Genomic DNA, 15,570 nt, shown 5'->3' with positions numbered 1-15,570 from the left:
ACAGCTTGCGAACGGAGGCGTGCGCGTGCGCGGACGGATCGCCCTGTACTACCTGGTCTATTACGGCGGCCTCGGGGCCGCCTTCCCGTTTCTCACGTTGTATCTGCACGCGCGCGGGATTTCCGCGGTGGTCATCGGCATGCTGATGGCGGCCAATGCGCTGGCCGGCATGGTGGCACAGCCGTGGCTCGGCGCGCTGAGCGACAAAGCGCGCGACGCGCGCACGGTGCTGATGGTGAGTGCGCTCTTGTCTCCGGTGGCCTTGGCTGGATACGTGGCAGCACACCGCGGTTGGCTGCTCTGGGTCACCGCGGTGGTGACGGCCGTGCTGCAGTCGGCGAGCGGCCCCATCTTCGACGCCATCGCGGTGCGCGCGGGTGAGGAACACGGTTTCTCCTTCGGCCAAGCCAGGCTGTGGGGCGCGCTGGGATTCGCAGTGTCCACCGTGATCGCGGGATATGCGTACGGCCGCTTTGGCTATGCCCATTTGTTTTGGGTGTACGCGGTGTTCTCTTTGGCCAGCGCCGCGGTGCTCCTCGCCTTTCCGCCGCAGCCGCGGCGGGCCGGGATGCCCATCCTTTCCGGCGTGCGGGAGGTGGCGGGGGATGCCCGGTTCTTGGGGTTTACCTCCATCTGCTTTCTGCTGTCTTTGACGTCGGCGGTGAACTTCTCGTTCTTTGGGCTGTATTATCAAGCGCTGCACTACCCGTTGACGGGCCTTGGCGCCAATTTCTCCGTTGCAGCCGTCGTCGAAATTCCGTTCTTCTACATCTCAGGCTGGTTGCAGGCGCGGTTCGGGCGACCGGCGGTGCTTTGCTTTGGGGCGGGGATGTACGCCGTGAAGTACGCGGTCGTGGCTGCGGCTCCTCCCTTATGGGTGTTGTTGGCCGTCCAGGCGTTGGATGGGGTCGGTTTCGCGCTGACGAACAGCGCATCGGTCGAGATGGTGAACGCGTTGGTGCCCGCGCGCTGGAAAGCGACGGGGCAGACCGCGTTCGCTGCCTTGTCGTCGGGGTTGAGCAACATCGTCGGCACCGCGGCCGGCGGCTTGGTGATGGCCGCCGCCGGTCCGCAGTGGTTGTACGGTGCCCTCGCGGCTGCGGCCGCCGCAGCCGCACTGGGGTTTGTCGCGTTCGGCAGATGGTCGGGCGAGCGGCTCAATACGGCCCCCGAATGAACGGTTTGACCTTCTCTTCATAGAACTGTTGCAGGCGTGCGCGTTCGTCCGCGCTGAAACCAGGGACGTCGAGGGTGGCCAGGTTGTCCTCCACCTGCGCGGCGTTTTTAAAGCCCGGGATGACGCAGCTGACTTCGGGGAAGTCGAGGATCCAGCGCATCGCGGCACGCGCCATGGTGCCGCGCCCTTCGGCAATCCAGCGCAGTTCGTCAGCCAGCTCCACGCCTTTCTCAAAAGGCAGACCCGCGAACGTCTCCCCGACGTTGAACGCCTGGCCGTCGCGGTTGAAGTGGCGGTGGTCATCGGGCGGGAACGTGTCCGTCTTCTTGAACTTGCCGGTCAACAGGCCGCTCGCGAGCGGCAAACGGACGAGGATGCCCACGCCTTTCGCGGCCGCCTGCGGAAACAGTTCGGTCGCCGGCTTTTGGCGGAAGATGTTGAAGATGACTTGCAGGGCGCGTACGCCGGGGTATTGGATGGCGGTCAGGCCCTCGGCCACCGTCTCCACGCTGACGCCGTAATGGCGGATCTTGCCCTCCTGCTGCAGCTTGTCCAGGACTTCGAACACCGTGCCCTGGCGGATGATCTCATGCGGCGGGCAGTGTACCTGGTAGAGGTCGATGGTATCGCGCTCCAGCCGGCGCAAGCTGGCTTCGCAAAAACGGCGCACCGAGGCTTCGGAGTACGTCTGGGGATCGTGGATGTCGGCGGCGCGGCAAAACTTGGTGGCGATGTAGATGTCGTGCTTGCGCCCTTTGGTGGCGATGGCGAGCAGCCGCTCCGCCCGGCCGTCCCCGTAGACGTCGGCGGTATCGAAGAAGTTGACCCCCGCGTCGATGGCCCGCGCCAAGCCGTTCAGCGCCTCGCGTTCGTCGACGGTGCCCCAGCTGCCGCCGATGGCCCAGGTGCCGAAGCTGACTTCGCTGACGCGCAGGCCCGTGTTGCCCAGTTCGCGGTAACGCATCCGTCTCCCCCTCAACTTCTTGTTGTTCAAACGTAAACATTCTATACTAGTCTCGTGCCTGGGCGAAAGCGCTGCCCAAGGCCCTGCCGTCGGCTGTGCAGCTATCACAAAGTTTTGACGATGCGGCGGTTCTGCCTGCCGCCAGGAGGTGCGGTCGTCATGGATCAGATTGCACAAAAATTCGAGACGTTGCAAGCCATCCTGGCTGAATTGCAGCGGGTGGTCGTCGCGTTTTCCGGCGGCGTGGACAGTACGTTCCTGTTAAAAGCGGCGCTCGATGTGCTTGGGCGGGACAACGTCCTGGCCATCACGGCGGATTCGGAGACGTATCCCGCGCGCGAGCGGGAGGAGGCTGTCCAGTTGGCGGCCGAGCTGGGCGCGGTGCACGAGGTGATTCATACCAGCGAGCTGGACATCCCCGGGTACGCGGAGAATCCCGTCAACCGCTGTTATTTCTGCAAACAGGAGTTGTTCTCGCACCTCATCCCCATCGCGAACGCACGCGGCTTCTCCCATGTCGTCTTCGGCGCCATCGCGGACGATCTCGGTGAGCACCGTCCGGGCTTGCAAGCGGCGCGGGAACGCGGCGTACGGGCGCCGCTGCTCGAAGCCGGGTTGAAGAAAGCGGAGATCCGGCACCTTTCCCGGCAGATGGGGCTGCGCACATGGGATAAACCGTCGTTCGCCTGCTTGTCCTCCCGCATCCCGTACGGAGAGCGGATCACGCTCGAGAAGTTGTCGATAATTGAACAGGCGGAGGCGTTCCTGATGCAGCTTGGTTTCCGCCAGGTGCGTGTGCGTCAGCACGACAAGCTGGCGCGGATTGAGGTGGCGCCCGACAAGCTGATGGACGTGGTGGCGGTGGCGGAGACCATCACCGCGAAGTTGAAAGAGATTGGTTACGCGTACGTCAGTCTCGACCTGCAGGGCTACCGTTCGGGCAGTCTGAACGAGGTGTTGCCGGTGCAGCAGGTGCGCGGGGCGTAAGGCCACGGCGTGTGACAGGGCGTAAGACCACGGCATGTGACTGATTGAGGATGAGGAGCGGAAGATGCGCACATATCGAGACATCCTGACTGCGGTGGCATCCGGACAGCTTGCGGTCGATGAGGCGCTCGCCGCATTGCGCGGTGCCGACAGTGAGGATTTGGGTTACGCGAACATCGACCATCAGCGCACGTTGCGCAAGGGATTTGCCGAGGTCGTCTATTGCGAGGGCAAGACGGTGGAGCATGCGGCGGAGATCCTGGCCCGCCTGGCGGCGCGCGGTGAATCGAACGTGCTCGGGACGCGCGCCAGCGAGGCGGTGTACCTGCGGTTGCGCGAAGAGGTGGCGGACGCGGAGTACCATCCCGTGGCGCGAACCATCCTCATCCGGCGCGGGCCGCAACGTGCGGCGGGCGAGATCGCCGTCGTCGCGGCCGGAACGTCCGACCTCCCGGTGGCCGAGGAGGCGGCGGTGACCTGTGAGGCGATGGGCAGCCGCGTCACGCGCGTCTACGACGTCGGCGTCGCTGGGTTGCACCGGCTGTTGCGGCGGATCGACACCATCCGGCGCGCGCGCGTGATTGTCGCGGTGGCTGGCATGGAAGGGGCACTGGTGAGCGTCCTCGCGGGATTGGTGGATAAACCGGTCATCGGCGTGCCCACCAGCGTGGGTTATGGCGCTCAGCTGCGCGGGTTTGTGCCGCTCATGTCGATGTTGACCTCTTGCGTCCCCGGCATGGCGGTGGTCAACATCGACAACGGGTTCGGTGCCGGGTACTTGGCGAGCATGATCAACCGCATGGCCGGGCATGAAGGTTCGGCCGCAGCGCACGAAGAAGGGGACGACGAAGCGAGATGAACGTGGCGAAGATCGAGTGTCCGGCCGGCGCCAGCGGCGACATGTTCCTCGGGGCTTGGTTGGACCTGGGGGTGGATGAAGCATCCTGGCGGCGCATGCTCGCCGGGTTGGCGGTGGACGAGTACGAGATTGTGGTGGAACGGGTGAAGCGGCGCGGCATTGCGGCGACGAAGGTGCACGTCCATACGCGGCCGAGTCCCCATCACCGCCACCTGCGCGACATCCGGGCCATCGTGGATGCGAGCGACCTGCCGGACGTCGTGAAGGAGAAGACGATGGAGGCGTTCACCCATCTGGCCGAGGCGGAGGCGGCGGTGCACGGCACCACGCCCGAGTCGATCCACTTTCATGAGGTGGGGGCGGTCGACGCCATCGTCGACATCGCGGGGACGATGATTGCATGGCACCTGTTGGGGCAACCGGAGTGTGTGGTGGGCCCGATTGAAGTGGGTGGCGGGACCGTCGAGTGCGCGCACGGCCGCATGCCGGTGCCGGCTCCGGCGACCGAACGGTTGCTGCAGGGGTATCCGACGTACTCTTCAGGCGTCTTTGGCGAGACGACGACCCCGACCGGCGCGGCCATTTTGCGTACATTGGCCAAGCCGGCCGAGCGGCGGGTGTTCATTGGGCACAAGAGCGGGTACGGTGCGGGGACGAAGGAATTGCCGGTCGCCAACGTCCTGCGCATCCAGCTCGGTGCATGGGCGGACGTGTCTGCGGACGCTGCGGCCATCCCGGACACGGCGGGTGTATTCGCGCGCATCCTCCCCGTAGCGGCGGGCGATGCCGCCGCCCGCGCGGCGGGATGTGCAGCCGGGGATGTGCGCCAGGTGGAGGCGGTGGTCATCGAGGCGAACGTCGACGACATGAGCCCGGAGGCTGCGGGTTACGTCCTCGAACGGCTGCTGGGGGCGGGCGCGATGGACGCCTGGTGGGTGCCCGTGGTGATGAAGAAGGGGCGGCCCGCGCTCATGTTGCGTGCCCTGTGCGCACCGGACGCTGCGCATCAGGTGGCGCGGGAGGTGTTTCTCCAGACCTCGAGCATCGGGCTAAGGGCGTACCGGGTCGACAAGCTGGAACTGGCACGCGAGTGGGTCGAGGTGACGACGCGTTGGGGGCCGGTGCGCGTCAAGCTCGCCCGCTGGGACGGGCGGATGGTCAACATGGCGCCGGAGTTTGAAGACTGCCGCCGGATCGCCGAGTCCTGTCAGGTCGCGGTGAAAGAGGTGTATCAGGCCGCGCTGGCCGAATGCGTGTTGCGGTTCCAGACAGAGCATCCTGGAGATGGCAGCCATCGTGGTTTGGAACCGTGACCATAGATCCTGATGTGCACCCCTGAGGGAGGGATGAGCGTGGAAACGCGCCGGTTGGGCCGGATTGGCCACATGAGTTCCGTCATCATCTTCGGGGCGGCGAGCCTCAGCGACGTGTCGCAGGAGGAGGCGGACGCCTCCATCCAGTTCGCGCTCGACAGCGGCATCAATCACTTCGATACCGCCGCTTCGTACGGCGAATCGGAGCTCCGCCTCGGGCCTTGGATGCCGAAGATCCGGAACAAGATCTTCCTCGCGACGAAAACGGGGGAACGGACCCGCGATGAGGCCATGCGGTCGATTGAGCGGTCGCTCAAGCGCTTGCAGGTGGATTCCGTCGATCTGATGCAGCTGCACGCGGTGACGTCGTTTGAAGAGCTGGACCAGTGCACGCGCAAGGGGGGTGCGTTGGAAGCCGCCATCGCCGCCAAGGAGCAAGGCATGGTGAAGCACATCGGCATCACCGGCCACGGCCACCTGGCTCCGAAAGTGCACCTTGAAGCCCTGCGCAGGTATCCGTTTGAGACGGTGCTGACGCCGTACAACTTCATCCTCTACAACAACCCGGAATACCGCCAGGCGTTCGACGCCTTGGTGGAAGAAGTCAAGCGCCAGGATGTGGGCCTGATGACCATCAAGGCCATCGCGCGGGGCCCGTGGCCGAGCGAGGACGCCAAGAAGTACGCCACGTGGTATGAGCCGTTCGACGACCAGGAGCACATCGACCGTTGCGTGTCGTTTGTGCTGTCGCGGCCGGAAATCACGGGGCTCGCCAGCGCGGGGGATGTGCGTCTTTTGCCCAAGATCGTCGAGGCGTACAAGCGGTACCGGAAGCTGTCGGGCGAGGAGCAGGAGGCCTTGATGGCGACCGCGGGCAGCTATGCCTCGCCGTTCGGGCCGTTTTGAGCGCGGTCGCGGCGTGCAGCATCCTCTCGTTTCTTGGACGGAAGCGTGCGCGCCGGCCGCGCCGGATCTGCGCATCCGCGTGGTCTAGCCCGTGCGAAAGCGGCCGGCCTGCAGAGGCCGGCCTGTTTTCGCACGGGCTGCTCCGTTTGCGTACGCATCTCCGTTCCGCGGGTCAGTCCAGGGGAACGCGCCGCACCGACGTGCCGAGGACGAGTTCGGGTGTAAACACAAATTCGCGCGGGCGCTCTGCCGCCGTTTCGTTTCCGCCGTCGGCCGCGCCGGCGTGTTCGCGGGCGTTGGGCGTGGCACAAGGCACGGCGCGCGCCTCGGAAATCATTTCCAGAATCCACTCGGCTGCTTTGACGCCCATCCGAAACTTGGGATGGCGCACGGTGGTCAGTTGCACTTCCCCGGCCAACGCCAGCTGAAAGTCGTCGAACCCCACCACGGAGATGTCCTCCGGCACGGAGAACCCATGCTGCTTGCAGGCTCGGATCAGCTGCAGCGCGATGTAGTCGTTGTAACAGACCACCGCCGTCGGCCGTTGTCCCGGCAGATGACGGGCAAAGCGGTCGATGTACAGGGCGGCGACCGTATCCATGTCGGGCGTTTCATAAGACAGCAGCCACTCTGGGTGGAGCGGGGCGCCGAACGCGCGCAACGCACGGACGAAACCGCGCAGGCGGTGCCTGCCTTGCATGTCGTCCTGCTTGAAGATGCCGCCGATGAAGCGATGTCCCATCTCGAGCAGGTGGCGGGTGACCTGTTCACATCCGCCTGCATCGTCGACGCGGATGCACGGCACGCCGAGCTCCAGATAATCGCTGTGCAGCATGACCATCGGCACCTGCCGCTCCAATAAGCGAAAATAGTGAGCCAGGTTCGGATTCGGATAACTGCTCTTCGTCGCTTCCACGATGACCGCTTCTGCGCCGTGTTCTAGGATGGATGAGATGGCCTGAGCCTCCTGCTGGAAATCATTGCGGGTATTGAGCAGCAGGATGGTGAAACCGCGCGGGGTGAGCACCGACTCCATGCCTTCGATGATGGACGGAAAGATGTAATCCGAAATGTAGGTCGTGACGACCGCGACCAGGCCGGAGCGCGGTCTTTGCACGTGGACGTGCGGGTCTGGCGCCGGTTGCCCCGATGCCACGAACGTGCCTCTCCCTTGTTCGCGGATCAGCCAACCCTCGTGTGCAAGCTCCGTGATGGCCTGGCGCACGGTATGGCGGCTGATCCCGTACTGGCTTGCCAATTCGTGTTCGGATGGAATGGCGTCTCCCGGTTGAAACCTGCCGCTGTGAATCCAACTCAGAATCTCGTGTTTCAATTGTCGGTACTTCGGTGTCGTCTTCCGCTTCATCGCATGCACTCGTTCCCTGTTTTTCTCCAGCGTACCACAAACCTCGCCGTGATGTTTTGTACGTACCACATGATCGTAAGCCTTGTCAACCAGACAAGTTTATCCTGTTTGGCGTTCCGGTTCATTTCCGTGTGATGAGTTGACAACGCTTGCATTTGTCTATAGTATGACAGTATCCATGACCTTGTTCGTACAATATGCGGGGGGCGTAAAATGGCAAAGCGGCTCCATGTGGACCGTTTCATGCTCGGGGTGTGTTACTACCCCGAACAGTGGCCGGAACACCTTTGGGCGGACGATTTTCAACGCATGCGGGAACTCGGTTTTTCCATCGTGCGCATGGGGGAGTTTGCTTGGTCCATCTTCGAGCCGGAGGAAGGCCGGTTCACATTCGACCTGTTTGACCGGGCCATCGATCTCGCCCACCAGCACGGGCTCAAGGTCATTCTCGGCACACCGACCGCGACGCCGCCCGCGTGGTTGACGCACAAGTACCCGGAGGTGCTGAACGTCTCCCGGGAAGGCGTCGTGTACCAGCACGGCCAGCGGCGGCACTACAACTACAACGCGCCCATCTACCGCGCTTTGTGCGCGCGCATCGTCGAACAATTGGCGAGCCATTACAAAGACCATCCGGCGGTCGTCGGCTGGCAGATCGACAACGAGCTCAACTGCGAGATCGACGTCTTCTATTCTCCGGCCGATCACGCCGCATTCCGCGAATGGCTCAAGCGCAAATACGGCACCCTCGCCGCCCTCAACGAGGCGTGGGGCACGGTCTTCTGGAACCAGACGTACTCCGATTGGGACCAGGTTCACCTCACGCGCCCCACGGTGAGCCAGTCGCCGAATCCGCACCAAGCGCTGGATGAGAAGCGGTTTTTCTCCGACAGCGCCATCTCGTTCGCCAAGCTGCAAGCCGACATCATCCGGCGGATTGCACCGCACCACTGGATCACGACCAACGGCATCTTCGGGCACTTGGACAGCCATCGGCTGACGGAGGAAGCGCTTGACTTCATCTCTTACGATTCTTATCCCAACTTCCATACCATATGGCCCGATGAGGGGCCGCGGCCGCTGTTCGACCGCAGGTGGAGTTGGCATCTTAGCGTGGCGCGGAGCATCTCACCAAACTTCTGCGTGATGGAGCAGCAGTCCGGACCCGGCGGCTGGGTGAACCGGATGGCCGCGCCTTCTCCGAAGCCTGGACAGATGCGCTTGTGGACCTACCAGTCCATCGCGCACGGCGCGGACATGTTGCTGTACTTCCGATGGCGCACGGCCGTGTTCGGCACGGAGATCTACTGGCACGGCCTCAACGACTACCACAACCGGCCGAACCGGCGCCTGGCCGAGGTGGCGCGCATCGGAGAGGAACTAAGCAGGATTGGAGAGCGGATCGTCGGCAGCCGGTATGTGGCTGACGTAGGGATCCTGTGCGATTACGACAACGAGTGGGACGGTGAGTTTGACGTCTGGTACGGGCCGCTCATGCGCAAGAGCGTGCTGGCGTGGTGCAAGGCGCTGCAGCGCAACCACATCCCGGCGGACGCCGTATTCATCCGGCCCGAGACGACCGTGGGCGACCTGGCTCGGTACAAGGTGCTCATCTATCCGCATCCGGCCATCCTCACGGAACGGGTGGCGCAGGTGTTGTCCGATTACGTGCAGGCGGGCGGGACGCTCGTCTTCGGTTGCCGCACCGGCTACAAGGACGAGCGCGGCCACTGCCGGATGGCGCCCATGCCCGGGCCCGTGGCCGGCTTGTGCGGCATCGAGGTCGCCGATTTCACCCTCATCGGGCCGCAGCAGACGCCGCCGGTCATCCATTGGATGGATGCCCGGCTGACCGACGTGGCCGCGGAGGGGTTCAATGACATCTTGCGCGTGACGGCCGGCGACGCGGAGGTGGTGGCGGTGTACAAGGGGGACTATTACGACGGCGAGCCGGCGGTCGTCCGGCGCCGGGTTGGCCAAGGCCAAGTGGTGTATTACGGCGCGGCGTTTCATGAGGAGGCCGCGCGGCAGGTGTGCCGCCTGCTCGGGCTGCAATCCCCCATGTCCGGCGTGATGGACCTGCCGGAAGACGTGGAACTGGCCGTCCGGGCGCATGAGCCAGGCGGTGCGCGGTACGTCTTTCTGTTGAATTACAGCCATGCACCGCAGTCTGTGCGCCTCCATCAGTCGTTTGCCGATGTGCTGACAGGGCGCTCGGTGCACGGCCGGGTCGAGATGGCTCCGTTCGACGTGTTCGTCCTGGCGAGCGGGGAGCCGGCTGCCCGCGCGTGAAGAGCGCACAAAGGTGAAAGGTCGAGAAGGAGGGGGTTTGCCGTGTACAGCATCGGGATTGATTATGGTACCGAGTCCGGGCGAGTGCTCATCCTCAACCTCGCCAACGGCGAGGAGATGGCGACCGTGGTCGTGCCGTACCGGCACGGCGTGATCGACGACGTCCTGCCGGAGACGGGAGAGCCGCTGCCGCCCGATTGGGCGTTGCAGGACCCGGATGATTACATCCATGTGCTCACGGAAGGCATTCCGGCCGCATTGGCGAAGGCCGGTATCCGGGGCGAGGAGGTCATCGGCATCGGGATCGACTTCACGTCGTGCACCGTCCTGCCGGTGACGCGGGACGGGATCCCGCTGTGTGCGCTGCCGGAGTGGCGGCGGAACAAGCACGCGTGGGTGAAACTGTGGAAGCACCACGCGGCGCAGCGCATCGCGGACCGCATCAACGAGGTGGCGGCGGCGCGCGGGGAGACGTTCCTCTCCCGCTACGGCGGGCGGATTTCGTCCGAATGGTATTTTCCCAAGTTGCTCGAGGTGTTCGAGGAAGCGCCCGAGGTCTACGCGGCGTGCGACCGTTTCATCGAGGCCACCGACTTCATCGTTTGGTTTCTCACCGGGCGCGAGGTGCGTAACTCGTGCACCGCGGGGTACAAGGCGATGTGGTCGGAAGAGGAAGGGTTGCCGAGTGACGACTTCTTCCGGGCGCTCCATCCGTCGTTCACGCAACCGGCGGAGAAGCTGGGCACCACGTTTTATCCGCTTGGCACCCGCGCCGGATACCTGCGCCCGGACGTGGCCGACATGCTCGGGTTGACGACCCGTGTCGCGGTTGCGGTGGGCAACGTCGACGCCCATGTGTCGGTGCCAGGGTGCGGGGTGTCGGAGCCGGGCACCTTGGTCATGGTGATGGGGACGTCCATCTGCCACTTGACGGTCACGAAGGAGGAGATTCGCCTCCCGGGCATCACCGGGGTGGTCAAGGACGGCATTCTCCCGGGTTGGTACGGCTATGAGGCCGGCCAAGCCGCGGTGGGCGACATGTTCGCCTGGTTCGTGCAGCACGCGGTCCCCGGTGACTACTTCGCGGCAGCCGAAAAGGCGCACTTGAACATCTATGAGCACCTGGAGCGCTTGGCGGCCCGGTTTGCTCCCGGGGAAACGGGATTGGTTGCGCTCGATTGGTGGAACGGCAACCGCAGCATCCTCGGCGACGCGGATCTGACCGGTGTCATCGCCGGCTTGACGCTGGCCTCGACGCCGGAAGCCGTCTACCGGGCGTTGCTCGAATCGACCGCGTTCGGCACGCGGCGGATTGTGGAAAACTTCCAGGCGCACGGCGTCGCGATCCGCGACCTTGCCGCCTGCGGCGGCATCGCGCACAAGAGCCCGCTCTTGATGCAGATTTACGCCGACGTGTGCGGACTGCCGGTGACGGTGCGGGCGTCGAGCGAGATCCCGGCGCGCGGCGCCGCGATGTTCGGCGCGGTGGCCGCAGGGCCGGAGGCGGGCGGATTCCGTACGATTCAAGAGGCGAGTGCGGCCTTGGCGCCGCCGGTGTTGCGGGTGTATCAGCCGAACGGCGCGGCGAAGTCCGTGTACGATCGCGTCTACGCCATCTACAAGGATTTGTACGAGATGTTGGGCCAGTCACGTGTGGATCTGTTGCATGCACTCAAGCGCATTCGCTTGGATGTCACGGGATCGCAACGTATCTAAGCAGGAACCCGGCAACGGCTGTCGAATTGCACTTGTCGGCAGCCGTTTGGGCCTGACCACGAAGGAGGACGCGACGAGGATGAAGAAATCGCTGACATTCGGTCTTATCGTCGGGAATCGCGGCTTCTTCCCGAGCCATCTCTGCGAATCCGGGCGCCAACACATGATTGAGGTGATTGAGGCGGCGGGGCATCGCGTCATCGCCCTCACGCCGGAGGATACGCCGTACGGCAGCGTGGAAAATTATCACGACGCCCAGAAGTGCGCCAACCTGTTCAAGGCGCATGCCGACGAGATCGACGGCATCATCGTGACCCTTCCGAACTTCGGTGACGAGCGTTCCATCGCCCAGACCATCCGCCTCTCCGGGCTGCGGGTGCCGGTGCTCGTGCAGGCGACGCCGGACGACGCGGGCAAGATGGGGATCAGCTCCCGGCGCGACAGCTTCTGCGGCAAGATCTCCGTCTGCAACAACCTGTATCAGTACGGCATCCCGTTCTCCTTGACCGCGCTGCACACGGTCGACCCGAAATCGGAGGCATTCCGGCAAGATTTGGAGCGTTTCGCCCAGGTCTGCCGCGTGGTCGGCGCGACGCGCAACCTGCGCATCGGGGCCATCGGCGCGCGGCCGGCCAACTTCAACACGGTCCGCTACAGTGAGAAGCTGCTCGAGCGCTATGGCATCTCGGTCGATACGCTCGACCTCTCGGAGGTGCTCGGCCGCATCGGCCGCCTGGCGGATGACGATCCGGCGGTCACCCGCAAGCTGGACGAGATCACGTCATACGTCCAGACGCGCGGCATTCCGCGGGAATCGCTGATCAAGATGGCGAAGTTCGGCGTCGTCGTCGAGCAGTGGATGAACGACCTCGAATTGAAGGCGTCCGCCATCCAGTGCTGGACGGCCATCGAGGAGTTCTTCGGGGTCGTGCCCTGCACGCTGATGAGCATGATGAGCAACAACCTGTTGCCGAGCGCCTGCGAAGTCGACGTCATGGGCATGGTGTCGATGTACCTCCTGCAGGCCGCGTCGGGGACACCGAGCGCCATTCTCGACTGGAACAACAACTACCAGGGCGACCCCAACAAGGCGGTGGTCTTCCACTGCAGCAACCTGCCCAAGCACTTCTTCCAACAGGCGGAGATGCATTATCAGGAGATCATCGCCGGCACCGTCGGCAAGGAGAACACGTACGGCACGGTGTACGGCCGGATCCGCCCCGAGGCGTTCACGTACCTGCGCCTCAGCTCGGATGACACCGCCGGCAAGATCAAGGCGTACGTCGGCGAGGGCCGCTTCACCGACGACGAACTCAAGACGTTCGGCGGGTACGGCGTCGTCGAGGTGCCGCGTTTCCAGAGCCTGCTTCAGTACATCTGCAAGAACGGGTTCGAGCATCACGTCTCGGTCAACCTGTCCAGGACGGCTGCGGCCATCCGCGAGGCGCTCGAAACGTATCTGGGTTGGGAAGTCTATTTGCATGAATGAACGTGTATGCTTCGGGAGGAACACGGCTTGCGCCGCGGTCGAGCAGGACGGCGGCGCGGGCGGAACGCGAGGAGGCGAGGTTGGTGCGGTTGCGCGCCGAGTTTGACGAGAAGGTCGCACGCGTCCGCCGCTTGGCGGAAGAGAAGAAGTTGGACGGCATCCTCATCGCGGGTGTCGCGAACTTCCGCTGGTTGTCTTCCGGGGCGCTGAACGTGGTGTCCCGGCAGGCGGTGCAGGGCGAGGTCGCCTTGTACGTGACCCAGGATGCTGTGCACCTGTTGGCCAACGTGATCGAGATGCCGCGCCTTCTGGAGCAAGATTTTACCGGACTGCCTGTGGAGGCTCACGTGTTTCCGTGGTACCAGTCGTTGGCGGAGCAGGTGTGGAAACTGCCCGGGTCGCGCCGAGGAAGCGACATCCCTTTGCCGGGCCTGGTGGCGCTCGGGGATGAGGTGCGCAGCCTGCGCTATCCCATGACCTCGTATGAGGTGGAGCGGTACATGGAACTCGGCCGCGATGCGGCCAGGGTCATCGAAGACGTGATGGCCGGCGTGCAGCCAGGGATGACCGGCCGCCAGATCATGGCCAAAGTGGACGGGGCGTTGCTCGAGGCAGGCATCCTCCCTATCGTGTCCCTGGTCGGCATTGACGATCCGGTCCTCAAGTACCGCCATCCCATCCCGAACGACCGGCCGTTCCACCATACGGCGATGATGGTGTCGTGCGCGGAGCGGCACGGTCTCATCGTGGCGCTGACCCGGACGGTGCACAACGGACGGCTCAGCGACGAGGCGCGCCAACATCACCACCGTGTGCAACGGGTGCTGAGCGAAATGGTCGCCGCCACCAAACCCGGGCGCAAGGTGGCGGACGTGTTGTCGCACGCCCAGGCGGTGTACGAGCGGCTCGGGTATCCCGGAGAGTGGCAAAAGCACCATCAAGGCGGCGGGATTGGCTATGAGACGCGCGACTTTATCGCCACGCCGCAGTCCACGGAGGTCGTGCACAGCGGGCAGGCGTTCGCATGGAACCCCTCGATCCCTGGGTACAAAGCGGAAGACACGTTCCTCATCACGGACAGCGGGCCCGTCCTCGTCACCGCGAGCGGCGGACCGTGGCCGCGCAGCGAGATTACGGTCGGCGAACTCACGTTGTCGCAGGCGGATATCTTGGAACTGTGAACAGGGCACGCGGCCCGGGCGGAATGCCCGGGCTGTTTGTTTCAATCAAGCGTTTTCAAACGGGATCGGATATTTTAGAATGGTCATGGGGCGAACCAAGTCTTGCACAGCGGTGGCCATAGGAAACCGTCGCAAAGGAGTGTGAGGCGAATGCAGGAAGTCCGTGTCGGCATCATCGGGTACAAGTTCATGGGCAAAGCCCACAGCCATGCCTATCACGACATCCCGCTGTTCTTCCCGGACGTGCCGAAGCCGGTGAAGCAGGTGATCTGCGGCCGGGACGCTTCCGACGTGGAAAAGGCGCGCCAGCAGTTCGGCTGGGCGCACGCCGTGACCGATTGGCGCGAGGTGGTGGCGCGCGACGACGTCGACTTGATTGACATCTCCGCCCCCAGTGACGTGCACCATGAAATCGTCCTTGCGGCGGCGCGCCACAAAAAACACGTGTTTTGCGAAAAACCATTGGCGCTCACGCTTCAACACGCCCGCGAGATGTTGGCGGCGGTGCAGGAAGCGGGCGTCGTGCACATGATTGGTTTCAACTACCGGTTCGCGCCCGCCGTCCAATTGGCGAAGTCGCTCATCGCCAGTGGCCGCCTTGGCACCATTTACCACTTCCGTGGTTGGTTCTTGCAGGATTGGATTGTAGATCCGGAATTTCCGCTGGTGTGGCGGTTGCGCAAGGAGGTGGCAGGGTCCGGGGCGCTCGGTGACTTGGGGGCGCACGTGATCGACATGGCGCGCTTTTTGGTGGGCGAGATTTCGGAGGTCGTCGGCCTCGCGGAAACGTTCATCAAGCGGCGGCCGCTCGCGGCGGAAATGACCGGACTTTCGGCCAGCGGTGAGGCGTCCGGCGAGTACGGCGAGGTCACGGTCGACGACGCGACGGTCTTTTTGGCGCGGTTCGCCAACGGCGCCATCGGCACGTTTGAGGCGACGCGGTTTGCGCCGGGCCACCGCTGCACCCACGCGTTCGAGATCAACGGCAGCAAGGGCAGCGTCCGCTTCGACTTCGAGCGGATGAACGAACTCGAGGTGTTCTTCCGCGACGACGACGCCGACGTGCAGGGCTTTCGGCGCATCCTGGCCACCGATCCGCCGCACGCGTTTGCCGACCGCTGGTGGCCGGCCGGTCACGGCCTCGGCTACGAGCACACCATCGTCCATGAGGTGGTGGAGTTGCTCGCGGCGCTGCGCGACGGGCGGCAACCGGTGCCCAACTTTGAAGACGGGCTGCGCTGCCAGGCGGTGCTGGAGGCGGTGGAGCGCTCCATCGCGGAGCGGGCCTGGGTGAAGGTTGAGATTTGACCACAAGGAGCG

The 15,570-nt window shown here is 64.3% G+C and carries 12 protein-coding genes; 10 read left to right on the top strand and 2 right to left on the bottom strand.

Features of this window, described 5'->3' with window-relative positions:
- Positions 1-25 precede the first annotated feature (25 nt).
- Positions 26-1,177, top strand: a complete 1,152-nt coding sequence (locus IEX97_RS04720) for an MFS transporter (protein ID WP_188881440.1) — start codon at positions 26-28, stop codon at positions 1,175-1,177.
- Here the strand turns inward: IEX97_RS04720 and IEX97_RS04715 are convergent.
- Positions 1,158-2,141, bottom strand: a complete 984-nt coding sequence (locus IEX97_RS04715) for an aldo/keto reductase (protein ID WP_188881439.1) — start codon at positions 2,139-2,141, stop codon at positions 1,158-1,160. The two genes, IEX97_RS04720 and IEX97_RS04715, sit on opposite strands and share 20 nt — an antisense overlap.
- Before the next feature lie 159 nt (positions 2,142-2,300).
- Between IEX97_RS04715 and larE the strand changes: the two genes are divergently transcribed.
- The 4 genes from larE (at position 2,301) to IEX97_RS04695 (ending at position 6,206) form a co-directional block, all read left to right on the top strand.
- Entirely contained in the window at positions 2,301-3,128 is an 828-nt protein-coding gene (gene larE / locus IEX97_RS04710; protein WP_188881438.1) for an ATP-dependent sacrificial sulfur transferase LarE, read from the top strand.
- 64 nt (positions 3,129-3,192) lie between these two features.
- Positions 3,193-3,987 (top strand): nickel pincer cofactor biosynthesis protein LarB, encoded by a 795-nt coding sequence (gene larB / locus IEX97_RS04705; protein ID WP_188881437.1) that lies wholly within the window; start codon positions 3,193-3,195, stop codon positions 3,985-3,987.
- Entirely contained in the window at positions 3,984-5,300 is a 1,317-nt protein-coding gene (larC, locus tag IEX97_RS04700; protein ID WP_188881436.1) for a nickel pincer cofactor biosynthesis protein LarC, read from the top strand. The genes larB and larC overlap by 4 nt, the downstream gene beginning before the upstream one ends.
- A 33-nt stretch (positions 5,301-5,333) precedes the next feature.
- Entirely contained in the window at positions 5,334-6,206 is an 873-nt protein-coding gene (locus IEX97_RS04695; RefSeq protein WP_229776398.1) for an aldo/keto reductase, read from the top strand.
- Between the two features lie 172 nt (positions 6,207-6,378).
- On the opposite strand, the gene IEX97_RS04690 is transcribed toward IEX97_RS04695, so the two are convergent.
- A complete protein-coding gene (locus IEX97_RS04690; RefSeq protein ID WP_188881434.1) occupies positions 6,379-7,572 on the bottom strand; it encodes a GntR family transcriptional regulator in 1,194 nt (397 codons plus the stop codon).
- Positions 7,573-7,785: 213 nt separating this feature from the next.
- Between IEX97_RS04690 and IEX97_RS04685 the strand changes: the two genes are divergently transcribed.
- The 5 genes from IEX97_RS04685 (at position 7,786) to IEX97_RS04665 (ending at position 15,558) form a co-directional block, all read left to right on the top strand.
- Entirely contained in the window at positions 7,786-9,864 is a 2,079-nt protein-coding gene (locus tag IEX97_RS04685) for a beta-galactosidase (RefSeq protein ID WP_188881433.1), read from the top strand.
- Positions 9,865-9,906: 42 nt separating this feature from the next.
- The gene (locus IEX97_RS04680) at positions 9,907-11,580 is read left to right on the top strand and encodes a ribulokinase (RefSeq protein ID WP_188881432.1); all 1,674 of its coding nucleotides are present in this window, start codon (positions 9,907-9,909) and stop codon (positions 11,578-11,580) included.
- Positions 11,581-11,659: 79 nt separating this feature from the next.
- Complete coding sequence (locus tag IEX97_RS04675; protein WP_188881431.1) at positions 11,660-13,069, top strand: L-fucose/L-arabinose isomerase family protein; 1,410 nt, start codon at positions 11,660-11,662, stop codon at positions 13,067-13,069.
- A gap of 83 nt (positions 13,070-13,152) precedes the next feature.
- Positions 13,153-14,250, top strand: coding sequence for a M24 family metallopeptidase (locus IEX97_RS04670; protein ID WP_188881430.1), 1,098 nt, complete (start codon positions 13,153-13,155; stop codon positions 14,248-14,250).
- A 150-nt stretch (positions 14,251-14,400) separates the two neighbouring features.
- Positions 14,401-15,558: a Gfo/Idh/MocA family protein gene (locus IEX97_RS04665; RefSeq protein ID WP_188881428.1), complete on the top strand. Its 1,158-nt coding sequence runs from the start codon at positions 14,401-14,403 to the stop codon at positions 15,556-15,558.
- Positions 15,559-15,570 lie beyond the last annotated feature (12 nt).

It is taken from the genome of Paenalicyclobacillus cellulosilyticus, assembly GCF_014647315.1.
Taxonomy (GTDB): Bacteria; Bacillota; Bacilli; order Alicyclobacillales; family Alicyclobacillaceae; genus Alicyclobacillus_J; species Alicyclobacillus_J cellulosilyticus.
The sequence above is the reverse complement of the archived record's forward strand: the minus strand, read 5'-3'. Positions and strand labels throughout refer to the sequence as shown.